The organism is Halospeciosus flavus, assembly GCF_029814175.1.
Classification (GTDB): Archaea; Halobacteriota; Halobacteria; order Halobacteriales; family Halobacteriaceae; genus Halospeciosus; species Halospeciosus flavus.
The window spans coordinates 813,109-839,843 of record NZ_CP122312.1 but is presented as its reverse complement, the minus strand read 5'-3'; the positions used below and the strand labels follow the sequence as shown (position 1 = coordinate 839,843).

Below are 26,735 nucleotides of genomic sequence, written 5' to 3'. Positions count from 1 at the left end.
GGCATGGACGACCGTCCGGGGCCCGGAACCGCACGGACTATGGCCGAGACGAACGCAGGAGCGGACACCATGAGTTCACTCGCTGAAGAGACCCGCACGGCGGTCCGTGCCCGACCGTTCCTCTACCGCGCGCTCGCGGCGAACGTCGTCAACTACACCGAGGCGGCCGCCTTCCTCCCCGTCGGCGGCGACCGGACGGAAGCCGTCGCGACGGCCCTCCGGCGCTACGCCGACGACCTCACGTACGGTGAGGAGAGCCGCGACGTCCGCGTGACGATGCAGAGCGGACTCGTCGCGGTCGAAGACGGCGGGGCCGGACTGTTCTCGGTGAACGGCCAGGGGTTCGCCGCCGCGGACGGGACAGGTGACGGCGACAGCGACACCCGCGGCGACTACACGGGCGTCCTCGCGAGCGGCGACGTCGACACGCGCGCACTCGGGTCCGTCATCGGCCGACTCGACGTTACCGGCGTCACGGTCGCCGCGGCCGGCGTCGCCGGGGACACGCTCCTCGTCGTCGTCGACCGGGCCGACGGAGCCACCGCCGTCCGCGAAATCGAGGCGGCGCTCGACGCCGTGCCGTCGGTCGACGACTGACGCGACACCGGTACGACAGGAGTTAGCACGCACCGGGAGAATTTTACCGTTCGAGGATGTATACTGGCGATAATGTCGAACGGCCGTGGTCCCGACAGTGACGCTCCGGCGACGGCCGACACCGCGCAGTGGGAGGCACGCTACTGGGCGCTAGCCGACGTGACCGACAGCGCCGTCTACGAACTCGATCCGGCGGGGCGATTCAGCACCGTCGACGAGACGATTCTGGACGCGACCGGCTACGAACGCGACGTCCTGGAGGGAGCGCCCGCGGAACTCCTGATCGACGAGGACGACGTCGAGGCCTGCGAGGCGGCCATCGAACGCTGTCTCGACCCGGACGGGCCCGACGACGAGACCGTCGAGGTCACCGTCCACACGTCCGACGGCGGTGCCCTCGCCGCGACCGTCCGACTCCGTCCGATAGTCGTCGACGGGGAGTTCCGCGGGACGCTCGGTACCGTCTACGACCTCCCCGACGTCCCCACCGACGCCCCCTCGCTCGACGAGAGTCTCGCCGAACTGTTCGACCGGTTCAGCGACGCCTTCTTCGCGCTCGACCGGGAGTGGCGGTTCACCTACGTCAACGACCAGGCCGAGGAGAGCCTCGACGTCGACGCGGACGACCTCCTCGGCGAGTCCATCTGGGAGGCGTTCCCCGGGACCGTCGACTCTACCTTCCAGCGGAAGTACGAGGAGGCGATGGAGACCCAGGAGACGGTGACCTTCGAGGAGTACTACCCACCGCTCGACCGCTGGTTCGAGGTCCACGTCTACCCCTCCGAGACCGGTCTCTCGGTCTACTTCCGCGACGTCAGCGAGCGCAAGGACCGCGAGCGGACGCTGGAGCGCTACCGGACGCTCACGCAGGCGGTCTCGGACGCCATCGTCACCGTCGACGCGGACGGCGTCGTCCGGTCGGCGAACCCGTCCGTCGAGGAGGTGTTCGGCTACGCCCCCGAGGACATCGTCGGCGAACCACTCACCACGCTCGTCCCGGACGGCCTCTCCTCGGACCACACAGAGGCGTTCGAGACCTACCTCGAGTCCGACGAGAGAACCTTCGACTGGGACTACGTCGAACTCCCCGGCCAGCACCGGGACGGCCACGAGATCCCGCTCGCCGTCTCCTTCAGCGAGTACGAACACGAGGGCGAGCGCTACTTCACGGGCGTCCTCCGGGACGTCAGCGAGCGCGAGCGCTACGAGCGCGCCCTCGAAGAACTCCACGACGTGAACCAGCGCTTCCCCCACGCCGAGACCGACGGCGACATCGCCGACCTACTCGTGGAGGCGGCCACGGACGTCCTCGACCTGCCCAGCGTCGCTGTCTACCTGCGCGACGCCGCGAGCGGCGACCTCCGCGCGGAGTCGGCCACGGGTGCCCTCGACGGGCCCGCGCGTTCGCTGCCGGCCGTCGACCCCGCGGACGAGTCGAGCGTCGTCGGCGAAGTGTTCGCGTCGGGCGAGACCGCCGTCTACGAGGACTTCGAACCGCTGTCCGGCCAACTCCGGACCGAGTCCACCCTCCGTCGCGCGCTGGTGGTCCCGCTGGGCGACCACGGCGTCTTCCTCGCGGGCGACCCCGATACCGGCGGCTTCGACGACCGGACGGTCGAACTGGCGGAGTTGCTGGCGGCGAACACCGAATCCGCGCTGGACCGTCTCGACCGCGAGGCGGAACTCCGGACGCGGGTCGACCAGCAGGCGGTCGTCGCCCGCCTCGGCCGCCGCGCGCTCTCCGAACAAGACCTCGACGCGCTGTTCGAGGAGGCCGTCGAGACCGTCAGCGAGACGCTCGACACCGACTACTGCAAGGTCCTCGACCTCGACGAGTCGGCCTCGCACCTGCGGTTGCGCGCGGGCGTCGGGTGGCGTGACGGTCTCGTCGGCGAGGCGACCGTCGGCACGGACCGGGACTCACAGGCCGGCTACACACTCCTCTCCGACGAACCCGTCGTCGTCGAGGACATGGCCAGCGAGGAGCGCTTCCACGGACCCGACCTGCTGCTCTCGCACGACGTCACGAGCGGCATCAGTACGGTCATCGGTCCCGACGACGACCCGTGGGGGGTCCTCGGCACCCACGACACCGAGTGTCGCGACTTCTCCGCGGACGACGCGGCGTTCGTCCAGTCCGTCGCCAACGTCCTCGCGACTGCCGTCGAGCGCCGCGCCCACGAGCGGGACCTCGAACGTAAACACGAGGAACTGGCGGCCCTCGACACGCTCAACCACGTCGTCCGCGACATCGCCGACGCCGCCCTCCAGCAGTCCTCGCGCGAGGAGGTCGAGCGACTCGTCTGCGAGCGACTGGCCGACACCGATTCGTTCGCGTTCGCGTGGATCGGCGAACTCGACGACGGAGAGGTCGTCACGCGCGTCGAAGCCGGGGTCGACGGCTACCTCGACGGCGTCAGCCTCCCGGTCACCGACGGCGACGGCCGCGCAGAGGGGCCGACGCCGCGAGCGATTCGGACCCGCGAGGTGCAGGTCACCCGCGACGTCGAGAACGACCCGTCGTACGAGGCGTGGCGTGACCACGCCCGGCGCTACGGCTTCCGGTCGTCGGCCGCAGTCCCCATCGTCCACGAGGAGCTGCTCTACGGCGTCCTGAACGTCTACTCGGAACGCGAGGCGGGGTTCGGCGAACACGAGCGGGAGGTGCTCGGCCACCTCGGCCACATCGCCGGCCACGCCATCAACGCCATCGAGCAGCGGCGGGCGCTCATCGGTGACGAGATCGTCGAGGTGACGTTCCGCCTCCCCGACTACCTCGACGACGTCCCCGAAGCGACCGGAGAGGGGGCGATCCACTTCGAGCGACTCGTCCCGACCGGGGGCGACGCGTTCGTGAGCTACGGGACCGCGTCCGCGGCGGCCGTCGACGACCTCCACGCCTACGCGGCCCACTCCGAGTTCGCCGACTCGCTGCGAATCGTCGAGACGTCCGACGAGGGCGTGCACTTCGAACTCGAACTCGACGAGCCACCGGTGGCGACGACCGTCGCCGACCAGAACGGGCGCGTCCGGGACGTGACGATCGAGGAGGGCGACCTCGAGTTCGCCGTCGAACTCCCGGCGGGCGACCACGTCCGACCGACGGTGGAGGCAATCGAGTCGGCGTTCCCGTCGATGGAGGTCGTCGCCCAGCGTCAGGAGCGACGCGACGACCCGGACCACCGCCTCGGGGCGACGCTCACGGAGGAGTTGACCGACCGCCAGCGGGCGGTCCTGGAGGCGGCCTACTTCGGCGGCTACTTCGAGTGGCCGCGCTCCATCGACGGCGAGGAACTCGCCGCGTCGATGAACGTCTCCTCGCCGACCGTCCACCAGCACCTCCGGACCGCCCAGCGCAAACTCCTCCGCGCGGTGTTCGACGACGAGGGGCGGAACTGAAACCGCCCCACGACCACGGGTTATAACCCGACCCCATTCCTACGCTCGACTAATGACGCTCCGCGTGACGAACACGCTGACGGGTGAGACCGAGGAGTTCGAGCCACAGGACCCCGACGACGTTCTCCTCTACTACTGTGGTCTCACGACCTCGGACCCGCCCCACCTCGGACACGCCCGCTCGTGGGTCCACGTCGACGTGATGCACCGCTGGCTAGAGTGGCACGGCTACGACGTCCGGCACGTCGAGAACTTCACCGACGTGAACGAGAAGATCGTCGCCCGTGCCGGGTCGGACCTCGGCGACTCCGAAGAGGCGGTGGCCCACCACTACGTCGACGAGATTCTCGGGTCGATGCGCTCGCTGAACCTGAAGCGCGCGGAGGTCTACCCCCGCGTCTCGGAGCACGTCCCCGAGATCGTCGACCTCGTGGAGACGCTCGTCGAGGAGGGCTACGCCTACGAGTCGGGCGGGTCGGTCTACTTCGACGTCACCACCTTCGAGGAGTACGGCAAACTCTCGAACCAGCGCCTCGAAGACATCGAAGAACAGGGCCAAGAGGCGGAGTTGTCGGAGAAGCGCCACCCGGCGGACTTCGCACTCTGGAAGGCCGGCGGCGTCGACCCCGAGGCGGTCCGCGAACACCGCAGCGAGGACCACCCTCACCCCGACGCCGAACACCCGCCCGAGGGACAGACCTGGGACTCGCCGTGGGGCGAGGGGCGACCCGGGTGGCACATCGAATGCTCGGCGATGAGTATGACCCACCTCGGCGAGACCCTCGACATCCACGTCGGGGGTCGCGACCTCGTCTTCCCCCACCACGAGAACGAGATCGCCCAGAGCGAGGCCGCCACGGGCCAGACGTTCGCGCGTTACTGGCTCCACTGCGCGCTCTTCGAGATGGACGAGGAGAAGATGTCCTCCAGTCTCGGGAACTTCGTCACCGTCCCCGAGGCCGTCGAGCGCTTCGGCACCAACGAGGTGCGGACGTTCCTCCTCGGCGGGAAGTACAACTCCCGGCAGACCTACTCGGAGGCGGCCATCGAGGAGGCCGTCGAACGCTGGGACCGACTCCGACGCGGGTACGAGACGGCCGTCGACGCCGCCGACAGCCCCGACGCCTACACGAAAGTCGAGGACGAAGCCCTCCGCGCGGAACTCGACGAAGTTCGCGAGGGGTTCGTCGCCGCGATGGACGAGGATTTCAACACCCGCGAGGCGATTCGCGCGCTGTTCACCCTCGTCTCCGCGGTGAACAAGCACGTCGACGAGCACGACGAGTACGACTACCAGGCGCTCCGTGAGAGCATCGAGACGTTCGAGGAGTTCGGCGAGGACGTCCTCGGTTTCTCCTTCGCGGGCGAGACCGAGGGCGAGGCCACCATCGCCGACGACGTCATCGAACTCGTCCTCGACGTCCGCGAGGAGGAACGCGAGGCGGGGAACTACGAGCGCGCCGACGAACTGCGCGACCGCCTCGAAGCCCTCGGCGTCGAGGTCCAGGACACCGACGAAGGCCCCACGTTCCGCTACTGACACGTCGAGCGAGGGCCGCATGCTTTATTTTCCGTCGGACAGACTGCCGGGACATGGAGCGACGTAGACGTAGTGCCGCAGTCGTCGCGCTGGTCCTCCTCGTCGCGACCAGCGGGTGCATGGGCTTCCTGAGCGGACCCATCACGTTCGAGGCGAACAAGGCAACCGAGAGCCAGCAGGCACTCCAGCAGACGAACTACGAGGAAGAGAACGTCAGTCAGTCGGTCATCGAACGGAAGTTCTCCGCGGCGGGCCAGACGAAGACGGTGAAGGTGACGAACTGGGTCGCCCAGTACCACCGGACCGTCAGCGTCCCCGTCCTCGGTGAGCGAGAGGCGGCCGTCTTCGTCCTCTTCTCGACGCCGAAGGTGACGGTCGCGGGCCAGGGTCCGTTCAACCCCGTCGCCGACTACAACAACGAGGAACTCGTCCAACTCGTCCAGCAGCAGTACAAGGGCCTGAAGGACGTCCAGCAGGTGGGCAACTACAGCGCCACCATGCTCGGCAAGGAGACGGACGTCGGGAAGTTCTCGGCGAAGGCCACGTTCAAGAACGGCCAGTCGGTCGACGTCTACGTCCACGTGACGAAGGTCGAGCACGGTGACGACTACGTCGTCGCCGTCGCGGTCCACCCGCAGAACATCGACGAACAGCAGAAGATTCTCCGCCTGCTGGAGGGCGCCCAGCACGCGACCAACAGCAGCAGTAGCTAACCGGAGAGCTACACTTTTCTACCCGGCCGCCGACCCGCCGACATGAACGCGGTCTTCGGCGCCGGACTCTCTCTCACCGCGCTCGGTCTCCTCGGGTACGCCGTGGGCGTCTTCGTCCCGTACCCCGGCCGGGCGTTCTCGGTCACCGCGCTGATGGTCGGCGTCACGCTCGCGGTCGTCGGGACCCACCACGAGGGTGAGAACGCGTGAGCGTCGACGCCGTCGTCTACACCGACTCGGGCACACGAATCTACGACGTCACAGACGAGACCGCCCCGGACACCCGATCGCTCGGCGACGAACTCGCCGCGGCCAAGCGGGCGAACGGGACGACGTGGATCCGGGTCAGCGACCCCACGAGTGGCGAAATCGACGCCGTCCGCGACGCGTGCGACCTCCACTCCCTCTCCGTCGAGGACGTCCAGCACGCCGTCCGCCCGAAGGTCGAGGAGTTCGAGGACCACACCTTCCTGCTCGTGAAGGCGGCCCGCCTCCGGAGCGGCGAGACCACCTTCGAGAAGGAGGTCGAGGAGCGGCCCGTGGGGTTGTTCCTCGGGACGGACTGGCTGGTCACCTACACCCTCGAACCCGTCGAGGCCGTCGAGCGGACGTGGACCGAGGTCCAACACGAGGAGGGTCGACTGCTCAAGCGCGGCCCCGACTTCTCGGCCTACCGCGTCCTCGACGTCCTCGTCGACGACTACTTCACCGCCCTCGACGACGTCGAGGACCGCATCGAGTACATCGAGGAGGAGGTCATCGAGTCGACCGACGTCGAACTCCTGGAGGAACTCAACAGCGCCCGCCGGGAACTCCTCTCGATGCGGAAACTCCTCTGGCCGACCCGCGACGCCGTCGGTCTCTTCGCCCGCGGCGACCCCGAGGAGGTCGCCGAGGAGACCGAGAAGTACTACCGCGACGTCTACGACCACCTCGTCCAGCAGGTCGACCTCGTCGAGACCTACCGCGATTTGGTGGCCGGCGCCCGCGACATCTACCTCAACTCCCTCTCGGCGTCGACGAACGAGGTGATGAAGACGCTGACCGTCGTCGCGACCATCGTCCTCCCGCTCACCTTCGTCGCCGGCATCTACGGGATGAACTTCGAGGGGTCGGCGTACAACATGCCCGAACTCGGGTGGGCGTTCGGCTACCCCGCCGCGATGCTCGGGATGGCCGGGATCGCCGCGGTGATGGCGTGGCACTTCCGCCGGGAGGGGTGGCTCTGAGGGCGAAGTCAGAGTCCGAGCGCCAGCGGGACGAACAGCACGCCCATGAGGTGGACGCGCTGGCTCCCGAAGGCGAGCGGGACGAGACCGACGAGCGCACACCCGACGAGGACGACGACGCCGAACCACCCCGCCAGGAGCCACGAGAGCGCCGTGACGAGGAACGCGACGCCGACGCACAGCCGTCGGTTGTCGATTCGGCCGACGACCCGGAGGAAGTGGTCACCGACGAGTGGAACCAGGACGAACCCGACGGCCGCGGCCACCGCGACGCTCGTGAGGAGGAGCGGGAGGTCGAGCGGCGAGCCGGCGCGGTTCAGCGCGACCAGAACGCCTGTGTGCGCCTCGCGGAAGGCGACGAGGGCGTAGAGCGCGAAGATGGTGTTCTCAATCTGGCTGTGGTGACACTGTTAACACACAGCCACCGCGAGGGCGGGAGGGAAAGGACAGCCGACCGCAACAGCATCCCGACTGGGGTGCCTCCCGACCGCTCCGCACACCCACCATCCCGACCGTTTTGGTGAGGGCGCGAGCAGAAAGCGCATCGACCCACCCCATCAAGATTACACTCACGAGCGGCCGCCACACACGTAGGTAAGGGGTGGATTGAGATGCGAGACGCGTGTCACCCCTGTCGACACAGTATATCAGCCGCCCGCCACCCCCGCTTTTAGGAACCAATTCTGTGTCTCTGACTGAGGGATGAACTTACTTGAGCATATCCTCATACCAGATTACAATCAGCATTACGACAAGAAGTATAAGTCCAGATAGTGCAGTCATAAGGTCTGATAGCGGGACGACACCTACTACTTGTGCAACAGCTAATACAAATGTAAGAAATACGAGCGATTTATTGATACCGTGGTCACGACGCGCTAATTCACGCTGGTGAGCCACCTCAAACCCTTGTGAGGTGAGCTTATACCCCATCTTTCCTTGCTCAAATCCATCACCAGGTCCCTTATATTCACCTTGCTCTATCCCCACGAAAGATGCCAAATCCCAGTCGACTAACGCCTCTGCCGCTCTTTCCGCAGTCTCTACGCACAAGTCAGTCTCCGTAACGAACGGATGGTCATCATCAATCTCTTCTTCGGGGGAATTTGGAGCCTCGTGATAAAGCACACGAACAACCTTTGCCCAATCAGGTTCCTCCATCGAGCAAAAACAGTTCGTGTGGGCGAGTAAGCATTTCGCCCGCTTAACTTGACACTACGTTGTACGTGAGGCGGGCGAGATGCCTGTCTCCGATATTGAGCGTCTTGTCAGACCCTCTTCCTTCTCCGTTTTCTCCACTTCAAAAACCGCGGAGCGACAGCTACGGCGTTTTGAGTACGGCAAAAAGAGACGGCCGTGAGCGGCTATCTGCGTCGAATCCGTCTCACGTAGTGTTGGACGTCACCCACCCGAGTTGCGCGTCTCAATGGGGCGATATGCCTGTGCGAAATCCATTTAAATACCCCAGATAGTTGAATATATGCACGAACGGCCGTGTTTTGCGCGTGTGTGTAAGCAATTTATGCAAGTTTGTGTCCAAATATCAGTTAGCCGCCCCCGACCACAGAATTGCCGAATAGGGGATATACGGGCATATGGCCGCTCTCGACGCCGATGGGGCAAAATCGCCGAATAGGGGCATATAGCCGCTTTCGACGCCCATCGGCCGACCAAGGGAAGAATATCTGAAAATTGATATTTTCCGCCGCCCCCGACGCCGCGGTCGCTACACGCGTGTGCGCAATCAAATGGTGCGGTATATTAATGGGCGTTATTAGATACAGCGTCGTTGTGGGGCTGTTATATTAACCGACGTGTGGTAGTTCTACGCCCGTAGCCATACTATACGTCCTTTCTACCGGACCCTACGCGGGTGTGCGCCCGCATCCGCAGCATACGCGACGCGCATAGAGACGCGGACGGACGTCGACCGCCTCGACGGGCGTGGCGGCCCCACAATATTGGTGTGCCGACGGGCCAGATTGCCGTGAGATATGTGATATTTTCTAAGCCGTCTGAGACGCGTCACACGAGGCTCGTATATTTCTATGCCCCAGACTACTCGGAAATTAATTGAGCGGCACACGTCGAATGTGAGACGCCTTAGAAGAAGATTGCAGAGCCAACGAGAGAGTAAGATAGAGAGTTAGACCGATGGGCCGTGACGAGCGACAGATTCGCGCAAGTCCTTCTCGGAATACTTGAGGTAATTCTCCTTGGTTGTCTCAATATTCTCGTGGCCGAGCAATTCCATCAAGAAGCTAATGTCACCGCCACTGTTGATGAAGTGGACGCCGAAGGACTTGCGGAGCGTATGAGCACCGACGCGTCGAACCGACTGGCCCGCCCGATTCTGATATATCGTCTCCTGTAGGTCGGCGTTCTCCGCAGCCTCCGTAACAACATCCGTCACCGTCTGCTCGCTCATCATCTCGTCTCGTCGCGTCGGGAAGAGGTAATCAGACTCGGCCGCATTGAACACCGCATCCCGCTCAGACTCAATCCACTGCGTGAGGTGCCAGTCAAGAGACGACTGGTACCAGACTGTCCGTGACTCGTCTGTCTTCTTGCCATACACCGTTATTCGACGGTTCTCACGGTCGATATGGTCGAGTTTGACACGAACCAACTCCGAGCGACGCATCCCCGTCTGATAGAGCAGACGGACGATTAGCTCGTTGCGAATCGTGGGGGCGGGGACGTTGTCGACTAACTCACTCACCTCGTCTCGCGTGAGCGGCTTATCACCGCCCTCGACGTCCTTCTTCGACGACGAGTGCATCCCGTCGAGGCGTTCGGGCGTGGCGTTCTCCGTAGGGTCGACGTCGACGACGACCGTGGGGAAACCCCGACGCCCATCGTCCCCGTACGTCTCGACTTGCTCGTAGAAGTCACCGAGGGCCGCGTGAGCGACACGCACCGAGGAGGGTGCATATCCCTCATCAAGCATCCACTGGTAGAAGTCTTCGACGTGGCCCGCGTGACAGTCGAAGGGGTCGGCGTCGCAACCACTCTCGACACCATCGACGTCACCCCGAAGGTAGTCGCGAAACTGTCGAATGTGACGCCGATACTCGCGGGCCGTATTCTTGGACCCTCGTTCTTTGTAGCTATGGTGTGCCTCAATGGCACGGTCGACCTTGCTGCTCATTTCTCCACCTTGTACCAGAGGGGGTTGCGACGAACGACACCCTCAGACCCACCGTGACCAAGCTCACGGCCACGCTCGTCGGTGATAGTTACCTCACCCTCCACCTCTTGTGCCTCCCGTTTCCGAACGGTGCTCGTCGTCTCGTGGAGTTGCTCAAGGGCGAGACGGACGGTGCTCACGTCGACGTCTAAGCCCTCTGCCACTCCTTCAGCCGTGGTCGCTCTATCTGGTCCCTTGGGAAGTGCCTCCCACACGGCCGAGAGGGTGTCCTCCGAGACGCCACCCCCACTGTGCATCGCCCGCGTCGCACTCTCGACAGACTGAGCAAGGTCGGATAGCTCGCCCTCCATCTTTTCGACCTTGGTCACCAGCTCACCGACGTTTGCACCCTCGACGTCGCTCGCACCGCCACCACCCCCACCTTGCGGGCCGTAGGCATCGCTCATCTCGTGTGCCACCGCCACCCGAATGAAATGACTCAGACTGTCGTACTCGTCGTGTTCATCGGCATACTCCGCCCATTCCTCTTTCTGCTCTTCATCGACGCGAAACGCAATGGTCGGTCGTTCTCCCATACTCCACCCTCGTGACGCCAGTCGGAAAAGTGTTTACACTGTTGTAACAGCCATAGAGCGAGGATGGTGTTGGCCGTGTTGACGCCGCTGGTCGCGACGAGGAACGCCCGGTCCGGTGCGTCGGCCGAGGGCAGCACGGAGATCGAGAGCGTCGCCGCGACGGCGCTCGACACCCCGGAGACGTAGCTAACGAGTGCGCCCGAGACGGTGCCCGCGACGGCGGCGACGCCCACGAGTGACTTCGGGACGGGTATCTCGGGACTGCCCTGCGGCGGAACACCCTGCCCACGGAGCGCGGCGAGCAACACGGGGAGTCCGAACAGTCCGGAGAAGACCGGGAGGAGGACGTCGCCGTCGCCGAGCGGGGCCGACAGTCGTGCGTCGAGGACGAGCGCACCGACGGCGCCGCTCGCCGCGAGTGCGAGGACGGCACCGACCCGCCGCTTCGTCGTCGGTTCGCCCGCGACGAGCGCGCAGGCGACGACGGCGAGGACGACCGGGAGGTGGGCGTCGAGGAAGGGGACGACCCGGCGCATCGCGACGGTCACGGGCCACCCGAGCAGGAGTGCGGCCAGCGACGCGACGCCGCTCCCGACGGCGGAGAGGCGGTGGGCCTCCCGGCCCCGTCCCGCGAGGACGAGTCGGTGGCCGGGGAGGGTCGTGACGGCCATCGCGGCATCGGGGACGCCGACGGCGAGCGCGGGGACGACGTCGAGAAACGAGTGGACGACGCCCGCGGCGAGGATAGCGGCGCCGACCAGCGTCGGGTCGGTCCCGGCCGGGAGCAACGGAACCGACGCGGCCACGAGGAGCGCGAGCGTGTTGACGTGGAGGCCGGGCGTCAACCCGGAGACGACGCCGAGGCAGATTCCCGCGCCGACGAAGGCGAGCGCCGCGAGCGAGAGGTCCGGGGCGACGAGCAGGCGGACGCCCTCGATGGTCCACGTCATGGACACTCTCTGGTCCCGTCATCGTACTTGAACGCTCGGCGGCGGCCGATGGTGTCGTCCGTCGTCGTCGCTACGCAACGCTACGACGGCTACGCGGGCGCACAGCTACACCGCCACGCGTCGCTACGCGGCGTGACGTCCGAAAGAAAGAACGGAGGGTTGTGGAAATCCGGATTCAGCCGAAGAGGTCGCCGAGACCTTCGCCGGAGGCTTCTTCCTCTTCTTCCTCGGCTGCTTCCTCTTCTTCCTCGGCAGCCTCTTCCTCGGCTGCTTCTTCCTCTTCTTCGGCTTCCTCGGCGCCAGCGGCGGCACCGCCAGCGGCGGCGCCGGCAGCGGCGGGCGCGGCGGCCGCCTGCTCGACGGCCTCCTCGATGTCGACGTCCTCGAGCGCGGCGACGAGGGCCTTGACACGGGACTCCTCGACGTCGACGCCAGCGGACTCGAGAACCGCGGTGACGTTGTCTTCGTTGATCTCTTCGCCGGACTCGTTCAGGATGAGTGCTGCGTAGACGTATTCCATTGTTCTAGGGTGTTGTTGGGGTGTGGGTAGTTAGTCGCCGAACATGTCGCCGAGACCTTCCGCGCCGGAGGATTCCTCTTCTTCCTCCTCGGCGGCTTCTTCCTCTTCCTCGGCTTCTTCTTCGGCTTCCGTTTCTTCTTCGGTTTCCTCGGCAGTCTCTGCGGGCGCCTCGACGCCGCGGAGTTCCTCGGGCAGGGCTTCCTCGTCCTCGATCTGCGCGGCGATCGCGCGGACCTGGGAGTCGGCCTTGCTCACGAGGTCGTCCATCAGGTCGGGGCTCTCGATGGCTGCCTGGGGCCCGACGCTCTTTGCCTCGCCGGACGCCTTCGAGACGAGGGCGGGCAGGGACTGAGCGTTGGGGATGACGGCGTTGACCGAGAGGTTGAACGCGCCAGCCGCGGCGGACTGGATGTCCGCGCGGTACTCCTCGACGTCGATGGCGAGTTCGTCGGACTCGAAGAGCACGCCGTCGGAGAAGACGGCACGCAGGTCGAGACCGACCTCCTTCGGCTCGATGCCGAGTTCGCTCAGGACGTTGGCGACGTCGCTGGAGACGACGTCACCCTCCTCGACGACGACGGAGTCTTCGAGGACCTTGATGGAGCCTTCCTGGATGCGCGCGTTCGCGCCGATCTGCTGGAGCTCACCGACGAAGGGACCCGGGTCGATGCCCGTGTCGCCTTCGGGGATGACGATGTCGTTCGGGGCGACCTCGCCCGCGTTGATGGGCGCGGGGGTCTTGGACGCCTCGAGCTCCTTGTAGAGCCCGAACGGGTTGTCGTCGGTCGCGATGAGACCGACCTCACCGGCGACGTAGTCGTTGAGCTGCTCGACGCCTTCGTCGACCTCGTCCAGTGCGCGGGAGAGGAGCGTGTTCCGGCTGATGCGGAGTTCCGCGGTGCCGTAGAGCTCACGGCGCATCTCCTGGAGCTGTCGGCTCGGGATGCCCGTGACCTTCACGATGCCGACGCTGTCGTAGGACTCGATGACCTCGACGAGTGCGTCGACTTCCTCTTGTTTCCACTGGGGGATGGTCTCGGTGGTGCGCTCTTCTGCGGACATTTAGGCCACCTCCACGGCGGGACCCATCGTCGTCTTCACGTAGATGGAGTCGACGTTGAGTGGGCCCTTCTCGAGGGACGAGTGCAGTCGACGGACGATCACGTCGATGTTGTCGGCGATCGCGTCCGGTTCCATGTCCTCGGCGCCGACGCGCGTGTGGAACGTGCGGCGGTCGCGGGAACGGAGCTGCACCGTGTTCTTCATTCGGTTTACAGTTTCGACGACGTCGTCGTCGGGCTGCAGCGGCGTCGGCATCTTGCCACGGGGACCGAGCACAGTACCGAGGTACCGACCGATGTCCTGCATCATGTCGGCTTCGGCGATGAAGAAGTCGGTTTCACCGGCGAGGTCTTTGGCCTCGTCGGTGTTGTCACCGAGGTCCTCGAGGTCGTCGGAGTCGAGAACTTCGTCGGCGACTTCTTCGGCTCGAACCGCCGTCTCGCCTTCGGCGAAAACGACGATCTGGGTCTCCTGGCCGGTGCCAGACGGCAGCACGACGGACTCGTCGACACGTTGCGACGGGTCGTTGAGATCTAGGTCGCGCAGGTTGATGGCGAGGTCCACCGTCTCACGGAAGTTCCGCTCGGGTGCCTCGTCGAGTGCGCGAGAGACTGCCTCTTCGATGTTATCTGCCATTTTTTCACCTCCGTAGTACACGCGGGAGCGCTTCTACGGGTCAGTGAAACAGGCTACGCCTGTCTCACTTCGAACGAAGGGCATGGCGTTGATAAAAGCGTCGAACCGCCGACGGCCGCGTGCGGGTCGTACACGCGGTCGTCGTCCGCTCGACGGCGTCGCTGGGCGTCGACGGAGCCACCGCTGTGGCGGCGTGAAAAACGGGAAAACGAACGGCCCCGGTGTGGGCCGGATTTGCTTCGACGCGTACGCGTCGGCTTCGAGCCCGCTCGCTTACGCTTCGAGGACGTCGTCGTAGTCGCCGGCGTCCGCGCGGTCGTCGAAGGTCCGTGCGTCCTCACCCTCGATGGTGACACCGAGCGAGACGCAGGTACCGGCGACTTCCTTGGCGGCCTGCTTCGTGTCGTAGGCCAGGAGGTCGGGCTTCTTCTGCTCGGCGATGGACTTGAGCTGCTCGACGTCGAGGTCCGCGACGAACTCCTCGTTGGGTTCGCCGGACCCGGTCTCGAAGCCGGCCTCGTCCTTGATGAGTTCCGCCGTCGGCGGGACACCGACTCCGATGGAGAAGGAACCGTCCTCCTCGTACTCGACGGTGACCGGGACCTCGGTCCCGTCGAAGGCCGCCGTCTGCTCGTTGATCTCCTGTACGACAGCCTGGACGTCGACCGGCGTCGGGCCGAGTTCCGGTCCGAGCGGCGGGCCGGGATCGGCCTGGCCACCGGGGACCAGCACTTCGATAGTTTCAGCCATACTCGTTGGAAGCCGTGCCGCGAATTTAAGAGTTAGGAAAGCGCTCGCTCAGGGCAGACTGACGCCCTGTCGAGCGAGGAAGTTTCCGACGTCCTTGATGACGACCGGACTCCCGATGATGCGGACGTAGCCGTCCTCTTCGAAGAGTGTGACGGTGAACTGCTGGTCGAGTTCCTCACAGAGTCCCTCGAGTTCCGGACGCGGGAGGACGATCTGCGTGCTGTCGCGGAACGTCGAGGCGTCGGCCATCGACTCGATTTCCTCGGTAACCGGGCATCAACGTGTCGAAAGCCACTCGCATCGGTCGCTCGGCGGCGGCCGAGCACTCAGCGTTGTCGAAACGCGCGCACGTGACGCCCGAGCGTGTGGAGCGTGTACACCCGTCGCTCGAAGGGCTTTTCGGCATCAGTAGCCAACTATTGGCTAATGGGACTGGAGGAGGAGATCGAGGAAATCGAAGAGGAAATCGCCAACACGCCGTACAACAAGTCGACGGAGGGACACATCGGACGGCTGAAGGCGAAGTTGGCCGAGAAGAAGGAGAAACTCGAGACTCAACAGTCGGGGTCCGGCGGTCCCGGCGGGTACGCCGTCGAGCAGCACGGCGACGCCACCGTCGCCCTCGTCGGGTTCCCCAGCGTCGGGAAGTCGACACTCATCAACGCGCTCACCAACGCCGACAGCGAGGTCGGCTCCTACGAGTTCACGACCCTCGACGTGAATCCCGGGATGCTCGACTACAAAGGCGCCGACATCCAGATCCTCGACGTCCCCGGACTTATCGAGGGCGCCGCCGGCGGCCGCGGTGGCGGGAAGGAAGTCCTCTCCGTCGTCCGCTCGGCCGACCTCGTGGTCTTCGTCCTCTCCGCGTTCGAGATCGAGCAGTACGACCGCCTCTCCGAGGAACTCTACAACACGAAGATCCGCCTCGACGAGGAGCCACCCGTGGTGCGCGTCACCCGGAAGGGCCAGGGCGGTATCGACGTCAACGCCGGGAAGGACCTCTCGCTCGACGAGGACACCATCAAGCAGGTCCTCCGCGAACGCGGGTTCGTCAACGCTGACGTCGCCATCCGCGGCGACCCGGACATCGACCGCCTCGTCGACGGCGTGATGGACAACCGCGTCTACCTCCCCTCGATGGTCGCCGTCAACAAGGTCGACCTCATCGAACCGGACTACGCCGAGACCGTCAAAGCAGAACTCGCCGAGCGCGACATCGACCCCGAGGAGGCCGTCTTCATCAGCGCCGAGAAGGAGAAGGGCCTCGACGCGTTCAAAGAGCGACTCTGGGAGGAACTTGACCTCATCCGCATCTACATGGACAAACCGGGCCGCGGTGTCGACTACGAGGAACCGCTGATGCTCCGCGAGGGATCGACCGTCGACGACGCTCTCCACAAACTCGGCGGGTCGTTCGAGGAGCGCTTCCGCTTCGCTCGTGTCTCCGGTCCCTCTGCGAAACACGACGAACAGCAGGTCGGCCGCGACCACGAACTGAGAGACGAGGACGTCCTCCGCATCGTCGCTCGGAAGTAACCCTTAACCCGTTCGCCGGGTCACCTGCGGGCATGTCCCGACCCGCGTCCGCACTCTCCTCCGTCACCCGCGTCCGCCGACGCGCGGTCGCCCTCTCCCTGGCCGGCCTCTTCCCCTGGGCCGCCGTCGTCTGGGCCGAGGGGTTCTACCTCGTCTTCTCGTTCGGGTGGACCCACCGCGCACTCTCGGGGTTCACCGCACTCCCGTCTATCCTCCTCGCCCCACGAATCAGCACCGCCTTCGTCGAGGCGTGGGGGTTCGCCTCGGCACTCTACGTGCTCGCACTCGGGTCGGCCGCACTCGACCAGTGGTGGCGCGGCGACCGCCGGGTCACGGCCGGCCTCCTCTTCCTCGCGGGCGTGAACGTCCTCTGGTTCACCCTCACCTTGAGCGGACAGCGCGGTATCACGGTCCTCCCGCTCGGCCTCTGCACGCTGTGGCCCGCGGCCGCGTACGAGTACTGGACGCTCGCGACCGACGACGGCTAATCGCTGCGAGACGCACCGCCTCCGGTACGTTTTTCGACACGCCGTTCGTCCGCTCGCACATGTCGGAACCGAACTTCGTTCTGGACCACACGATGGTCCGCGTCTCGGACCTGGAAGAGTCGATGGACTGGTACCAGACCTACCTCGACTACGTCGAGCACGGGCGCTGGGAGGCCGAGGACTTCACCATCGTCTACCTCGGTCCGGAGGACGTCCACGAGCAGGGTGCGCTCCTCGAACTCACCTACAACCACGGCGCCGAGGAGGTCGAGGTCGGCGACGCCTTCGGCCACATCGCCGTCCGCGTCGAGGACGTCTTCGACGCCTACGAGGAACTGATGGACGAGGGCGTCGAGGACTACCGCGACCCCGAGTCCTGTGGTGGCTCCTACGCCTTCGTGAAGGACCCCGACGGCCACGAGGTCGAAGTCGTCGAGCGCGACCACGGTGCGAAGTGGAGCATCGACCACACGATGGTCCGCGTCGAGGACGCCGACGAGCACCTCGGCTACTGGACCCGGAAGTTCGAGTACGAACACACCGGGCGCTGGGAGGCCGACACGTTCGCGAACTACTTCATGAAGCCCGAGGGCGCGGCGGAGGAAGCGATGGCCGTCGAGCTCACCTACAACTACGACGGACGTAGCTACGAGTTCGGCGACGCCTGGGGCCACCTCGCCGTCCGAACGGACGACCTCGTCGACGACTGGGAGACGCTGCTGACACGCGAGGCCGAGGACTACCGCGACCCCGAGTCCTGCGACTACAACTACGCGTTCACGAAGACCCCCGACGGCCACGAGATCGAGGTGCTGAACCCCGAGGACTCCCCGGTCGACCACGCCTGATCGGCCACCCGACTACGCGTCCACGCGACCGGTGGAGCGTCGACGTCTCTTCTCCTTCTCCGCGCTCGCGCTCGTGCGAGTCCACCGAGCACGGGGGCCGTAGCCGACGCCGGCGCGCGAATCGGACACCAGACTCAAACCGTCTCCGTTCGACGTCCCGCTACGGAGGATCCCCCAATGCCGACCCAGAAGTTCTACGAGCTCGCACGGCTCAACGACGCGTTCGAATCAGACGAACAGGTCGAACAGACGGAGCGGGCAGTTCTGAAGACGCTCGGCGAGGGCATCTCCCGTGGTGAGGCCGAGGACCTCGCGGAGACGCTCCCCGCGGACGCCTCCGAGGCGCTCCTGGAGGGGGCGACCGAAGCGGAGGTGCCCGAGTCGCCGGACCTCGACGAGTTCTACGATACGGTCGCCGAGCGGGCCGGTCTCGACCGGGAGGCGACCCCCGAGAAGGCCCAGGCCATCGGCGTCGCCGTCACCGAGACGGCCGGCGAGGACGAAGTCGCCAACGCCCGCGAACAGCTCCCGCCGGGCTACGACGAGGTGTTCGAGCCGCCGGGAACCGTCCGACGCGAACCGTTCGCCGCCGAGGTGCGCGAGCGCCTCGGTCTCGACTCCGACCCCGAGGCCCGCGACGTCTCCGCGGCCGTCCTCGAAGCCTTCGGCGAGCGCCTCGCGAAGGGCGAAGCCGAGGACCTCGCACGCTTCCTCCCCGCGGACCTGCAAGACGCGCTCGTCGTCGACGACCCCGCCGCGGAGCAGGACTACGGCCCCGTCGAGTTCCTCGACCGCGTCGGTGACCTCGCGGACGTCGACAAGGAGACGGCCAACGAGTACGCCCGGGCCGTCCTCTGGACGCTCGCCGAGGTCGTCCCCGAGGACGAACTGGAGCGGGCGACCGCGGAGTTACCGCCCGAGTACGAGGAGTTCTTCGGCGAAGCGGAAGCGAGCTAATGGTTCACGGAACTCCGTTCCGTGGCGTCTTCGAGTCCGCGGCGTAGCCGAGGGCAACAGCGACCTACGACGCCGTTCTCACCGTTTTTCGACGTCAATCACCGAATCGGTCGACGTTTCTGTCCTCATCTGGCCCCCAGATTCAACAGGGCGCTCTTCGACGTTCCGGACGAGGTAATCCCCCATGGCCGCATTCGTCGACATCGTCGAGCGACGCGCAGGACTCGAATCGGACTCCGAAGCCGAGGAGACCGCCGAAGCCGTGCTCCGGACCCTCTCGGAGAGTATCTCGCACGGCGAAGCGGCCGACCTCGGTAACCAACTCCCCGAGCAGTTCCGACGGGTACTCCTCGACACCGAGCGGGCGCGGGCCGAACCGTACTCGCTGGAGGAGTTCCTCGACCACGTCGCCGAGCGCCTCGACGTGAGCGAGTCGGAGGCCGAGCAGCGCTCGCAGGCCGTCGTCGCGGCACTCTCGGACGTCGCGGGCGTCGACGAGGTCGAAGACGCCTACGCCCAACTCCCCCCGGAGTACGAGGCTATCTTCGCACCGGGCGAGGCGCTCGGCGCGCTCTCCTTCGTTGAGGCCGTCGAGTCCCGCGGCGACCTCGACCGGGCGACCGCTCGGCGGGCGAGTCGCGCGACGCTCCAGGTGCTCGGCGAGCGCGTCTCCAAGGGTGAGGCCGAGGACGTCGCCGAACACCTCCCCGACGAGGCCGCCGAGTGGTTCGTTCCGGACGAACCGGCGCGCGCCCTCGACTACGACTTCGACGAACTCGTCGCCCACGTCGCCGACGAGGAGAGCGTCTCGCGGACCCGCGCGATTCAGCACCTCGAAGCGGTGACGGACGTGCTCGCGGAGACCGTCGGCGAGTCCGAGTTCGAGCAGATGCGCGCTCAGCTCCCCGAGACGTACGATCCGCTGTTCGAGGAGTAACGAGATTCGGAGACGGCGAACACCGTGAGCCGTCGAGAATCTCGGGAAGGCGAGCGGGGAGGCACGACACGCGAGTAACGGGCTTGCGGGAGGAACGAACCGTCCTCTCTTTATATACTCGAACGGGGCTTATAAAGAGACGACTCAGTCCTCGCTCGGGAGGAGTTCGTCGGGCGCGCCCGCGAGACCGCGGAGGGCGTCGGTCTCGACGTGGTGGAGGTCGCCCGGAATTACGAGCAGGTGGAGTGGATCGCCGAAGTCCCGCTCAGCGAGTGCGGAGAGGCGGTCGGCCGCGACGACGGGGTCGGGGCTCCCCGCGCGGGCGACGACGACGCCGAGCGCGTCGGGGTCCCAGTGGGCCGCGAGCAGGCCGGCGGCGTGGTCGGCGGTCATGTACTCGTCCTCCTCGGTGGCCGGGTGGTCGACCTTGATGTCGAGGTAGCAGAGCGTGTGGAGTCCGCGCTCACGGTTGTCCTCGACCGTGTCGACGACGCTCTGCGGGACGCCTTCGGCGCCGTGCGCCCACCCGAAGGGGAGCGTCGTCGCCTTCCCGAAGCGGTAGTTCTGGAGGCCAGTGAGCGAGGAGGCCGCGGACTCGGCGGTGGGCGCGTGAATCACCTCGGTGTCGACACCGCGCTCGTGGGCGCGCAGGCGGAGGTCGACGTGCGTGGTCGAGATCATCGTGTCGCCCGCGGTGAGGAAGGCGACGTGACCCTCCTCGGCGGCGTCGAGAATCGGTTCGGGGTGCTGTTCGACGCCCGGGCGGTCGCGGACCTCGATGTCGATGCCGTGGTACTCCTCGACGTCCTCGACGTCGGCGCCGACGAGGTGGGAGGTGTAGAACTCGGCGAACGCGCGGTCGACCGACTGGAGCGTCTCGGCGCCCTCGACGGTAATCGAGTGCTCGTCGTAGAGACCGAGACCGACGAAGCTGAGCATACCGGAGGTGAGGACGGCCGGCGGTTAAGCGCCGCGGTGCGGAACGGAAACGGTAAACCGGACGCGCGGCGAATTCCGGGTATGCGAGCGCCCTGCGTCCGCGTCCCAGTCTCGGAGGGCGAGGACACCCGTACCCGCCTCGCCGAGGACGACCTGCTCGACCAGTCGCTCCGGATCGAGGGCGAGGAGGGGTGGCTTTACCTCCCCGTCGTCGACGCCGACGCCGTCCCGGACGACCTTGACGTCGTGGAACGGGACGTCGCCGAGCGCGAGACGCAGACGATGCCCGCGGACATCCTCGGGTTCGACCCCTCCTACGAGCGCCTCGGCGACATCGTCATCGTCGACGAGGACGACCGCACGCGGGCCGAGGAGATCGCCGACGCGGTGATGGAGTCGGCCATCCGCGCGGAGACGGTGGTCAACCGCGCCTCGAAGGTGAAAGGGGAGACGCGCGTGCGCGACTGGGACGTCCTCGCGGGCGACGGCACCGTGACCATCCACCGCGAGTACGGCTACGAGTTCGAACTCGACATCGCGGAGGTGTACTTCTCGCCGCGCCTCGCCACCGAGCGCAACCGCGTCGTCGAGCAGGTCGAGGCGGGAGAACACGCCCTCGACATGTTCGCGGGCGTCGGCCCCTACGCCGTCCCGATGGCCGACCGCGGCGCCGAGGTGGTGGCCGCGGACATCAACGAAGTGGCCATCGACTACCTCCTGCGGAACGCCGAGCGCAACGGCGTCCCCGCCTGCCGCGTCGGCGAGGCGTGGCCCGAGTCGGCGGCCGAAGCTGACGAGAACGGAGACGAGGGCCAGGACGAGACGACCGGCTGTATCACCGCCGCCGCCGGCGACGTCCGGGAGTTGACCGACGACTACACCGACTGGGCCGACCGACTCGTGATGAACCTCCCGCACAGCGCCGACGAGTTCCTCGACACCGCCGTCGCCTTCGCCGGCGACGAGTGTGTGCTCCACTACTACGACATCCAGCACGAGGAGGACCCGTTCGGTCCCGGCATCGAGTCCATCGAGGCCGCCGCCGGCGACGAGTACGACGTCGTCGTCGAGACCGAACACACCGTCCGGTCGTACGCTCCCCACGAACTGAACGTGGTCCTCGACGTCCGTCTGATCCGGACCTGAAACGGAAGCCTTATTTCCGTCATCCGGCTACGAATAAGTGAAGTTAGACGGTACACCTCGCCGGTGTAGCTCAGCTGGCAGAGCGATTCCTTCGTAAGGAATAGGCCGAGGGTTCAAATCCCTCCACCGGCTTTCTACTGCGGACGACGTGAGCAGTGAACGCTGTTGAGGGGCTTGAAGCAGGGAGGAGCATTGCTCCGACCGTGGTTACAAATCCCTCCACTGGCTTGCTTTCTCGGGTACGTCGTAACTGAACGAGTCGTGACTCCGCCGCTAGTGACCGCGTGCCTCGCTCACCGTAACGTCTTGCTTTCATAAGTCCAGAGTTCGTATAAATAGTGTATGTCTGAGCAGGAGTGGACACTCGTAGAGACGCCGACGGCGAGTAGTCTCTACGACGTAGTCGTCGACGGAGGGGAAGCGTACGCAACCGGGAGTGACGGACTCGTCCTCGCCTACGAGGGCGACGGGTGGGAACCGATCGTCGAGGAGGGACCGCGAAACGAGGGGAACTCCCTCTACGGCGTCGACGTCACCGCGGACGGCGAACGAGTCTGGTTCGTCGGGTCGAGTGGGACCGTCGGCGAGTACGACGTCGTGGCCGACGAACTGCACGAACACCAGGTCGGTGACTTCCGGAACGCGCACAACGACGTCGCGGTGACCGGTCACGGCGGCGCGGCCAACGTCTACGTGGTGGACGCGTCGGGGTACGTCCACTACAGCCTCGCGAACGGCGAGGAAGGGACGTGGCGCCACGTCCGGCCAGGGACCGGCGCGGAGTTGACGGGCATCGACTTCTGTGGCGAGCGCCGAGGGTTCGCCGCCGACGACGACGGGGCCGTCTACGCGACCGAGGACGGCGAGAAGTGGGACGCCTCACTCGTCGGGACCGACGTTACCCTCTACAGCACCGTCTGTCGCCAACCTGGCGAGACGCGTCCCGAACGACAGGAAGAAGACGAAGAGGGCGAAGACGCCACCGACGTCGAGTCGGAACCCGAAGTCGTCGAGACCGAGGTCGAAGACGTCTGGGTGAGCGGCGACGGGAAGGTCTGTCACTACGACGGCGTCCAGTGGCGGGTCGACGACCACGGCAGCAGTAGCATCAACGACGTCGACTGCGACCAGACGGAGACGCTCGGCGTCGCCGGCGGTGGCCGGGTCTTCGACCTCGAGGAGAGCGGCGAACTCACCGAAGAGGAGACACCCACCGGGGAGACGCTCAACGGCGTCGCGGTCGGCGCGTTCGACGTCGCGGTCGGCGCGAGCGGCGTCGTCATCCAGAAGGAGAACTGAGGCTCACTCTTCTTTCCGTTCGGGTTCGAAGCCCGGGGGGAGGTTCGCCCCGTCGAGGACGGTCGACTCGAACGTCGCGCCGTCGAGGGTCGCCCCGCCGAGTTCCGCCCCGCGGAGCGTCGCGCCCGTGAAGTCGGCGTCCGAGAGGTCCGCGTCCGAGAGGTCGGCCAACCGGAGGTTGGCGTCGGAGAAGTCCGCACCCGAGAGCGAGGCGCTGGAGACGTCCGCGCCCGCGAGGTTCGCGCCCGAGAAGGTGATGGTCTCGAAGGTCGCGTCCGAGAGGTCGACTTCGACGAGGTTGGCGGTGACGAAGTCGACCGCCTCGAACTCCGCCTCGGAGATGTCCGCGGAGAGGAGGTGCGCACTGGAGAAGTCGGCGTACTTGGTCTCCCCGCCCGCGCCGCTCTCGCCGAGGTCGACGGCCGCGCCGCCCCCCGACCGGACGTCAGAGAGGTCGGCGCCGACGAGGTTCGCCTGCGAGAAGTCCGCCTCACCCAGTGCTACTTCGGACATGTCGACCGTCACGAGGTTCGCTCGCGAGAAGTTCACCTCGTCGAAGGTGCGCCCACTCAGGTCGGCGTTCGACATGTCCGCCCCCGACTTCGATGCCGCGATGAGCTCGTTCTCGGACATGCACGTCCCTTCGTCGTTCGAGGGGAAAAAGACCCGAGCGCACCGTGGTCAGAGTGACTCAGCCTTCGAGGTCGACGGTCGCCGCCTGCTCTTCGACCGCCTCCCGGTCGTAGTCCGACGACTGGATGTCGACGCCGTCGAGTTCCGCCCCGTCGAACGTCGCACCCGAGAGGTCGCTCCGCTGGATGTCCACCCCCGAGAGGGTCGCGCCGTCGAGCGACGACCCGGAGAGGTCGGCCGAGTCGATGCTCGCACCCGAGAAGTCGACGTTCGAGAGGTCGGCGTCCGAGAGGTCAGCGCTGGAGAGGTCCGCCCCCGTCACGTCGGCCCCGGCGAGGTCGGCACCGGACATGTCGACGCTGGAGAGGTCCGCCTCCGCGAGCGTCGCACCCTGGAGAACCGCGTCGGAGAGGTCTGCGTCCGAGAAGTCACACCCCCTGAAGTCCTCGTTCGAGTGGTCCTCGTCGGAGAGGTCTTCTCCGGTGTAGTCCTGACTCATCGTGTCGGAACGGACGGGAGTCACGCTGAAAAGTTTCTACGTACACGATAGTTCCACCGACCGCCCGACGACGACCGTATTGGAAGTGACGGCCGAATACAGCAGTATACGCCGCCATCGGCCACAACGTCTTTTGACGTAGAAGCGCACTTGAAAGTGAGACGAATCTGAGACGAGTCGATTGTTCGTTTCAGTATTGGGTCGAAAGCTAGCCGCCGTTGCAGTGTCTCGCAGAGTGTTTGCCGCACCTATCAACGAACTATGAGTACGGTAGACCTCACCGACAGTGCATCGATTCCCTCAATCTCGGAGTTCTTCCAGAAGTACGGACTCGCGCTCGTGATGGTGGCGAGTTACTTCGGGTCGGGGTCAGTGTTCATCGCGAGTTCCGCCGGCGTCAGGTACGGCTACACGCTGCTGTGGGCCGTCGTCGGCGCGGTGCTCCTCGGGTTCGTGGCCCAGGACATGAGCGCCCGACTCGGCATCCACGGAGAGTCGCTCGCGGCGTTCGCCCAGGAGAAACTCGGGTCGAAACTCGCGACGGCCGTCATGGTACTCCTCTCTATCGGCTGTGTCGCCTGGACACTCGAACTGACTGCGGCCGTCGGGAAGGGCATCGTCGTCCTCCTCGACCTCCAGGCGATCGGGTGGGAGCCATTCGCCTACCTGACCGGCCTCGCCGCCATCGTCGTCGGTGTCCTCGGCTACGACGCCGTCGAGAAGATCATGGTCGCGATGATGTTCGGACTCCTGCTCGCCTACCTCCTCGTCGCGGGAGCGAGCAGTCCCGACCTCACCGCGATGGCCACTGGGTTCGTCCCGACGGGACTGTCCCCCGGGTCGATGGCCCTCGCCGTGAGTATCCTCGGGACGACGGCGCTCTGGCCCAACTTCTTCCTCGAGTCCCAACTCGTCGAGAAGAAGGGGTGGACCGACCGCTCGGACGTACCGACGATGCGTCGCGACCTCGCCATCGGTTACGCGGTCGGCGGAGTCACGACCATCGCCATCGTCGTCGCCGCGGCCGCGGTCCTGCGTCCCGCGGGCTACGAGCAACTCCAGACGTTCATCACGCCCGGGAAGGCCCTCGCCTCCATCCTCGGCGAGTGGGCGATGGTCGTCTTCCTCGTCGGGACGCTCGCGGCCGCGTTCAACAGCATCGTCCCAATCATGTGGGCGCCCGCCTACATGATTCCCGAGGCGCTCGGCGGCGACGTCGCCGACAGTAGCCGCGTGTTCAAGGCCGTCTACGTCGGCGGCGTCGCGCTCGGTAGCCTCTCGCCGCTCGTCCACCAGTACCTCGGCTTGAGCGTCATCGACATGATCATCCTCTTCCCGGCGTACAACGGCGTCGTCGGCCTCCCCATCACCGCCCTCCTGCTGTTCTGGGCGGTCAACGACGACGAGGTCATGGGCGAGTACACGAACGGGTGGAAACTGAACCTCGTGAACAGCGCGCTCATCCTGCTGGCCATCTACTCGGCGTGGAGTGCCGGCCAGTTCGTCTTCGACGCCATCCTCACGGGTGGTTTCTAGCACGCGATGGTCGCTGGGATTCCCACCACGACACTCGCGCTCCTGGTCGTCCTCTCGCTGTTTGCCGGCGTCGGCATCACCGCGGTCGGTCCCGGCGGCATCTTCGTCACCATCGCACTCGTCGCGCTCACTGACTTGCCGCCGGCAGTCGTCGTCGGGACGGCCAGCGCGACGTTCGTCGCGACGGGACTCGTCGGAGCCGAGAGTTACCGCCGCTCCGGCGAACTCGGCGCCCACGGCGGGAAGCGGATGGCCGTCGTCCTGAGCGTCACCGGACTCCTCGGCGCGCTCGTCGGCGTTCGCCTGAACGCGCTCGTCGACGAGTCGACGTTCGCCCTCCTGCTGGGTGTGTTCGTCTCGCTGACCGGCGTCCTCGTCTTCTACCGGACGCGCTACGGGTCGACCGGCGCGGAGGGCGGCTACGACGCGACCACGACCCGCGGCACGCTCGGCGTCGCGGCCATCGGGAGCTTCGTCGGCGTCTCCGGCGGTCTCCTCGGCGTCGGGGGCCCGGTCCTCGCCGTCCCACTCCTGGTGGCCGTCGGCGTCCCGATGCTCGTCGCCGTCGGCGTCGCCCAGGTACAGTCCATCTTCGTCGCGGCGTTCGCCACGGTGGGGTACGTCGCCCGCGACGCCGTCTCCTGGCCGCTCGCGGTCGCCATCGGCGTCCCCGAACTTGTCGGCGTCGTCGTCGGGTGGAAGGTCGCCCAGTCCGTCGACGCGGAGCGGCTCACGCGCGTCCTCGCGGTGCTGTTGCTCGTCCTCGGGCCGTACATCGCGCTCAGGTAGCCG

At 66.2% G+C, this 26,735-nt stretch carries 28 protein-coding genes and 1 tRNA gene; 16 read left to right on the top strand and 13 right to left on the bottom strand.

Annotated elements, in window-relative coordinates:
* Nucleotides 1-69: 69 nt before the first annotated feature.
* The 6 genes from P0Y33_RS04260 to corA all read left to right on the top strand — a co-directional run bounded on the left by P0Y33_RS04260 (nt 70) and on the right by corA (nt 7,478).
* On the top strand, nt 70-597 hold the full coding sequence (locus P0Y33_RS04260; RefSeq protein ID WP_279529311.1) for a DUF7523 family protein: 528 nt from the start codon (nt 70-72) through the stop codon (nt 595-597).
* Nucleotides 598-669: 72 nt separating this feature from the next.
* Nucleotides 670-3,996 carry a PAS domain S-box protein gene (locus P0Y33_RS04255; RefSeq protein WP_279529310.1) on the top strand — a complete coding sequence of 1,109 codons (3,327 nt, stop codon included), beginning with the start codon at nt 670-672 and terminating at the stop codon, nt 3,994-3,996.
* Between the two features lie 52 nt (nt 3,997-4,048).
* A complete protein-coding gene (gene cysS / locus P0Y33_RS04250) occupies nt 4,049-5,536 on the top strand; it encodes a cysteine--tRNA ligase (RefSeq protein ID WP_279529309.1) in 1,488 nt (495 codons plus the stop codon).
* A 53-nt stretch (nt 5,537-5,589) separates the two neighbouring features.
* Nucleotides 5,590-6,249 (top strand): DUF6517 family protein, encoded by a 660-nt coding sequence (locus tag P0Y33_RS04245; protein ID WP_279529308.1) that lies wholly within the window; start codon nt 5,590-5,592, stop codon nt 6,247-6,249.
* 42 nt (nt 6,250-6,291) lie between these two features.
* Nucleotides 6,292-6,459 carry a hypothetical protein gene (locus P0Y33_RS04240; protein ID WP_279529307.1) on the top strand — a complete coding sequence of 56 codons (168 nt, stop codon included), beginning with the start codon at nt 6,292-6,294 and terminating at the stop codon, nt 6,457-6,459.
* A complete protein-coding gene (corA, locus tag P0Y33_RS04235) occupies nt 6,456-7,478 on the top strand; it encodes a magnesium/cobalt transporter CorA (protein ID WP_382216930.1) in 1,023 nt (340 codons plus the stop codon). The genes P0Y33_RS04240 and corA overlap by 4 nt, the downstream gene beginning before the upstream one ends.
* Nucleotides 7,479-7,486: 8 nt before the next feature.
* Here the strand turns inward: corA and P0Y33_RS04230 are convergent, their stop codons facing one another.
* The 10 genes from P0Y33_RS04230 to P0Y33_RS04185 form a co-directional block, all read right to left on the bottom strand.
* Complete coding sequence (locus P0Y33_RS04230) at nt 7,487-7,858, bottom strand: tripartite tricarboxylate transporter permease (RefSeq protein ID WP_279530088.1); 372 nt, start codon at nt 7,856-7,858, stop codon at nt 7,487-7,489.
* Between the two features lie 328 nt (nt 7,859-8,186).
* Nucleotides 8,187-8,639 carry a hypothetical protein gene (locus P0Y33_RS04225; protein WP_279529306.1) on the bottom strand — a complete coding sequence of 151 codons (453 nt, stop codon included), beginning with the start codon at nt 8,637-8,639 and terminating at the stop codon, nt 8,187-8,189.
* 985 nt (nt 8,640-9,624) lie between these two features.
* A complete protein-coding gene (locus tag P0Y33_RS04220) occupies nt 9,625-10,629 on the bottom strand; it encodes a tyrosine-type recombinase/integrase (protein ID WP_279529305.1) in 1,005 nt (334 codons plus the stop codon).
* Nucleotides 10,626-11,075 carry a hypothetical protein gene (locus P0Y33_RS04215; protein WP_279529304.1) on the bottom strand — a complete coding sequence of 150 codons (450 nt, stop codon included), beginning with the start codon at nt 11,073-11,075 and terminating at the stop codon, nt 10,626-10,628. The genes P0Y33_RS04220 and P0Y33_RS04215 overlap by 4 nt, the downstream gene beginning before the upstream one ends.
* Before the next feature lie 32 nt (nt 11,076-11,107).
* Nucleotides 11,108-12,154, bottom strand: a complete 1,047-nt coding sequence (locus P0Y33_RS04210) for a tripartite tricarboxylate transporter permease (protein WP_279529303.1) — start codon at nt 12,152-12,154, stop codon at nt 11,108-11,110.
* A gap of 175 nt (nt 12,155-12,329) precedes the next feature.
* Nucleotides 12,330-12,674, bottom strand: a complete 345-nt coding sequence (gene rpl12p / locus P0Y33_RS04205; RefSeq protein WP_279529302.1) for a 50S ribosomal protein P1 — start codon at nt 12,672-12,674, stop codon at nt 12,330-12,332.
* 30 nt (nt 12,675-12,704) lie between these two features.
* A complete protein-coding gene (locus P0Y33_RS04200) occupies nt 12,705-13,736 on the bottom strand; it encodes a 50S ribosomal protein L10 (RefSeq protein WP_279529301.1) in 1,032 nt (343 codons plus the stop codon).
* Nucleotides 13,737-14,372 carry a 50S ribosomal protein L1 gene (locus tag P0Y33_RS04195; RefSeq protein ID WP_279529300.1) on the bottom strand — a complete coding sequence of 212 codons (636 nt, stop codon included), beginning with the start codon at nt 14,370-14,372 and terminating at the stop codon, nt 13,737-13,739. It abuts the gene before it with no gap.
* 273 nt (nt 14,373-14,645) lie between these two features.
* On the bottom strand, nt 14,646-15,122 hold the full coding sequence (locus P0Y33_RS04190) for a 50S ribosomal protein L11 (protein WP_279529299.1): 477 nt from the start codon (nt 15,120-15,122) through the stop codon (nt 14,646-14,648).
* A 48-nt stretch (nt 15,123-15,170) separates the two neighbouring features.
* Nucleotides 15,171-15,371, bottom strand: coding sequence for a VNG_1110C family protein (locus P0Y33_RS04185; RefSeq protein WP_279529298.1), 201 nt, complete (start codon nt 15,369-15,371; stop codon nt 15,171-15,173).
* Nucleotides 15,372-15,548: 177 nt separating this feature from the next.
* Between P0Y33_RS04185 and P0Y33_RS04180 the strand changes: the two genes are divergently transcribed.
* From P0Y33_RS04180 to P0Y33_RS04160, 5 genes are all read left to right on the top strand, one after another.
* Entirely contained in the window at nt 15,549-16,661 is a 1,113-nt protein-coding gene (locus P0Y33_RS04180) for an OBG GTPase family GTP-binding protein (RefSeq protein WP_279529297.1), read from the top strand.
* 32 nt (nt 16,662-16,693) lie between these two features.
* Nucleotides 16,694-17,149, top strand: a complete 456-nt coding sequence (locus tag P0Y33_RS04175) for a hypothetical protein (RefSeq protein ID WP_279529296.1) — start codon at nt 16,694-16,696, stop codon at nt 17,147-17,149.
* Nucleotides 17,150-17,208: 59 nt separating this feature from the next.
* Nucleotides 17,209-17,997: a VOC family protein gene (locus P0Y33_RS04170; protein ID WP_279529295.1), complete on the top strand. Its 789-nt coding sequence runs from the start codon at nt 17,209-17,211 to the stop codon at nt 17,995-17,997.
* 177 nt (nt 17,998-18,174) lie between these two features.
* Nucleotides 18,175-18,954 (top strand): DUF2267 domain-containing protein, encoded by a 780-nt coding sequence (locus P0Y33_RS04165; RefSeq protein ID WP_279529294.1) that lies wholly within the window; start codon nt 18,175-18,177, stop codon nt 18,952-18,954.
* 184 nt (nt 18,955-19,138) lie between these two features.
* On the top strand, nt 19,139-19,891 hold the full coding sequence (locus P0Y33_RS04160; RefSeq protein ID WP_279529293.1) for a DUF2267 domain-containing protein: 753 nt from the start codon (nt 19,139-19,141) through the stop codon (nt 19,889-19,891).
* Between the two features lie 144 nt (nt 19,892-20,035).
* Here the strand turns inward: P0Y33_RS04160 and dph5 are convergent, their stop codons facing one another.
* Nucleotides 20,036-20,830 (bottom strand): diphthine synthase, encoded by a 795-nt coding sequence (dph5, locus tag P0Y33_RS04155; protein WP_279529292.1) that lies wholly within the window; start codon nt 20,828-20,830, stop codon nt 20,036-20,038.
* An 81-nt stretch (nt 20,831-20,911) separates the two neighbouring features.
* Here dph5 and P0Y33_RS04150 point away from each other — a divergent pair, with 81 nt between their 5' ends.
* The 3 genes from P0Y33_RS04150 (at nt 20,912) to P0Y33_RS04140 (ending at nt 23,275) form a co-directional block, all read left to right on the top strand.
* On the top strand, nt 20,912-21,976 hold the full coding sequence (locus tag P0Y33_RS04150) for a class I SAM-dependent methyltransferase (RefSeq protein ID WP_279529291.1): 1,065 nt from the start codon (nt 20,912-20,914) through the stop codon (nt 21,974-21,976).
* 59 nt (nt 21,977-22,035) lie between these two features.
* Nucleotides 22,036-22,108, top strand: a tRNA-Thr gene (locus tag P0Y33_RS04145).
* 210 nt (nt 22,109-22,318) lie between these two features.
* Nucleotides 22,319-23,275, top strand: coding sequence for an NHL repeat-containing protein (locus tag P0Y33_RS04140; protein WP_279529290.1), 957 nt, complete (start codon nt 22,319-22,321; stop codon nt 23,273-23,275).
* Nucleotides 23,276-23,278: 3 nt separating this feature from the next.
* On the opposite strand, the gene P0Y33_RS04135 is transcribed toward P0Y33_RS04140, so the two are convergent.
* Both P0Y33_RS04135 and P0Y33_RS04130 read right to left on the bottom strand, forming a co-directional pair.
* Nucleotides 23,279-23,908 carry a pentapeptide repeat-containing protein gene (locus tag P0Y33_RS04135; RefSeq protein WP_279529289.1) on the bottom strand — a complete coding sequence of 210 codons (630 nt, stop codon included), beginning with the start codon at nt 23,906-23,908 and terminating at the stop codon, nt 23,279-23,281.
* A gap of 58 nt (nt 23,909-23,966) precedes the next feature.
* A complete protein-coding gene (locus tag P0Y33_RS04130) occupies nt 23,967-24,407 on the bottom strand; it encodes a pentapeptide repeat-containing protein (RefSeq protein ID WP_279529288.1) in 441 nt (146 codons plus the stop codon).
* A 261-nt stretch (nt 24,408-24,668) separates the two neighbouring features.
* On the opposite strand from P0Y33_RS04130, the gene P0Y33_RS04125 reads away from it, so the two are divergent.
* Both P0Y33_RS04125 and P0Y33_RS04120 read left to right on the top strand, forming a co-directional pair.
* Entirely contained in the window at nt 24,669-25,943 is a 1,275-nt protein-coding gene (locus P0Y33_RS04125) for an NRAMP family divalent metal transporter (protein WP_279529287.1), read from the top strand.
* A 6-nt stretch (nt 25,944-25,949) separates the two neighbouring features.
* A complete protein-coding gene (locus P0Y33_RS04120) occupies nt 25,950-26,732 on the top strand; it encodes a sulfite exporter TauE/SafE family protein (RefSeq protein WP_279529286.1) in 783 nt (260 codons plus the stop codon).
* Nucleotides 26,733-26,735 lie beyond the last annotated feature (3 nt).

What these genes read in the sequence shown, in the direction of transcription:
- P0Y33_RS04260 (WP_279529311.1), top strand. Translation starts at nt 70, where the DNA reads ATGAGTTCACTCGCTGAAGAGACCCGCACGGCGGTCCGTGCCCGACCG.
- P0Y33_RS04255 (WP_279529310.1), top strand. Translation starts at nt 670, where the DNA reads ATGTCGAACGGCCGTGGTCCCGACAGTGACGCTCCGGCGACGGCCGAC.
- cysS (WP_279529309.1), top strand. Translation starts at nt 4,049, where the DNA reads ATGACGCTCCGCGTGACGAACACGCTGACGGGTGAGACCGAGGAGTTC.
- P0Y33_RS04245 (WP_279529308.1), top strand. Translation starts at nt 5,590, where the DNA reads ATGGAGCGACGTAGACGTAGTGCCGCAGTCGTCGCGCTGGTCCTCCTC.
- P0Y33_RS04240 (WP_279529307.1), top strand. Translation starts at nt 6,292, where the DNA reads ATGAACGCGGTCTTCGGCGCCGGACTCTCTCTCACCGCGCTCGGTCTC.
- P0Y33_RS04225 (WP_279529306.1), bottom strand. Translation starts at nt 8,639, where the DNA reads ATGGAGGAACCTGATTGGGCAAAGGTTGTTCGTGTGCTTTATCACGAG.
- P0Y33_RS04220 (WP_279529305.1), bottom strand. Translation starts at nt 10,629, where the DNA reads ATGAGCAGCAAGGTCGACCGTGCCATTGAGGCACACCATAGCTACAAA.
- P0Y33_RS04215 (WP_279529304.1), bottom strand. Translation starts at nt 11,075, where the DNA reads ATGAGCGATGCCTACGGCCCGCAAGGTGGGGGTGGTGGCGGTGCGAGC.
- P0Y33_RS04210 (WP_279529303.1), bottom strand. Translation starts at nt 12,154, where the DNA reads ATGACGTGGACCATCGAGGGCGTCCGCCTGCTCGTCGCCCCGGACCTC.
- rpl12p (WP_279529302.1), bottom strand. Translation starts at nt 12,674, where the DNA reads ATGGAATACGTCTACGCAGCACTCATCCTGAACGAGTCCGGCGAAGAG.
- P0Y33_RS04200 (WP_279529301.1), bottom strand. Translation starts at nt 13,736, where the DNA reads ATGTCCGCAGAAGAGCGCACCACCGAGACCATCCCCCAGTGGAAACAA.
- P0Y33_RS04195 (WP_279529300.1), bottom strand. Translation starts at nt 14,372, where the DNA reads ATGGCAGATAACATCGAAGAGGCAGTCTCTCGCGCACTCGACGAGGCA.
- P0Y33_RS04190 (WP_279529299.1), bottom strand. Translation starts at nt 15,122, where the DNA reads ATGGCTGAAACTATCGAAGTGCTGGTCCCCGGTGGCCAGGCCGATCCC.
- P0Y33_RS04185 (WP_279529298.1), bottom strand. Translation starts at nt 15,371, where the DNA reads ATGGCCGACGCCTCGACGTTCCGCGACAGCACGCAGATCGTCCTCCCG.
- P0Y33_RS04180 (WP_279529297.1), top strand. Translation starts at nt 15,549, where the DNA reads ATGGGACTGGAGGAGGAGATCGAGGAAATCGAAGAGGAAATCGCCAAC.
- P0Y33_RS04175 (WP_279529296.1), top strand. Translation starts at nt 16,694, where the DNA reads ATGTCCCGACCCGCGTCCGCACTCTCCTCCGTCACCCGCGTCCGCCGA.
- P0Y33_RS04170 (WP_279529295.1), top strand. Translation starts at nt 17,209, where the DNA reads ATGTCGGAACCGAACTTCGTTCTGGACCACACGATGGTCCGCGTCTCG.
- P0Y33_RS04165 (WP_279529294.1), top strand. Translation starts at nt 18,175, where the DNA reads ATGCCGACCCAGAAGTTCTACGAGCTCGCACGGCTCAACGACGCGTTC.
- P0Y33_RS04160 (WP_279529293.1), top strand. Translation starts at nt 19,139, where the DNA reads ATGGCCGCATTCGTCGACATCGTCGAGCGACGCGCAGGACTCGAATCG.
- dph5 (WP_279529292.1), bottom strand. Translation starts at nt 20,830, where the DNA reads ATGCTCAGCTTCGTCGGTCTCGGTCTCTACGACGAGCACTCGATTACC.
- P0Y33_RS04150 (WP_279529291.1), top strand. Translation starts at nt 20,912, where the DNA reads ATGCGAGCGCCCTGCGTCCGCGTCCCAGTCTCGGAGGGCGAGGACACC.
- P0Y33_RS04140 (WP_279529290.1), top strand. Translation starts at nt 22,319, where the DNA reads ATGTCTGAGCAGGAGTGGACACTCGTAGAGACGCCGACGGCGAGTAGT.
- P0Y33_RS04135 (WP_279529289.1), bottom strand. Translation starts at nt 23,908, where the DNA reads ATGTCCGAGAACGAGCTCATCGCGGCATCGAAGTCGGGGGCGGACATG.
- P0Y33_RS04130 (WP_279529288.1), bottom strand. Translation starts at nt 24,407, where the DNA reads ATGAGTCAGGACTACACCGGAGAAGACCTCTCCGACGAGGACCACTCG.
- P0Y33_RS04125 (WP_279529287.1), top strand. Translation starts at nt 24,669, where the DNA reads ATGAGTACGGTAGACCTCACCGACAGTGCATCGATTCCCTCAATCTCG.
- P0Y33_RS04120 (WP_279529286.1), top strand. Translation starts at nt 25,950, where the DNA reads ATGGTCGCTGGGATTCCCACCACGACACTCGCGCTCCTGGTCGTCCTC.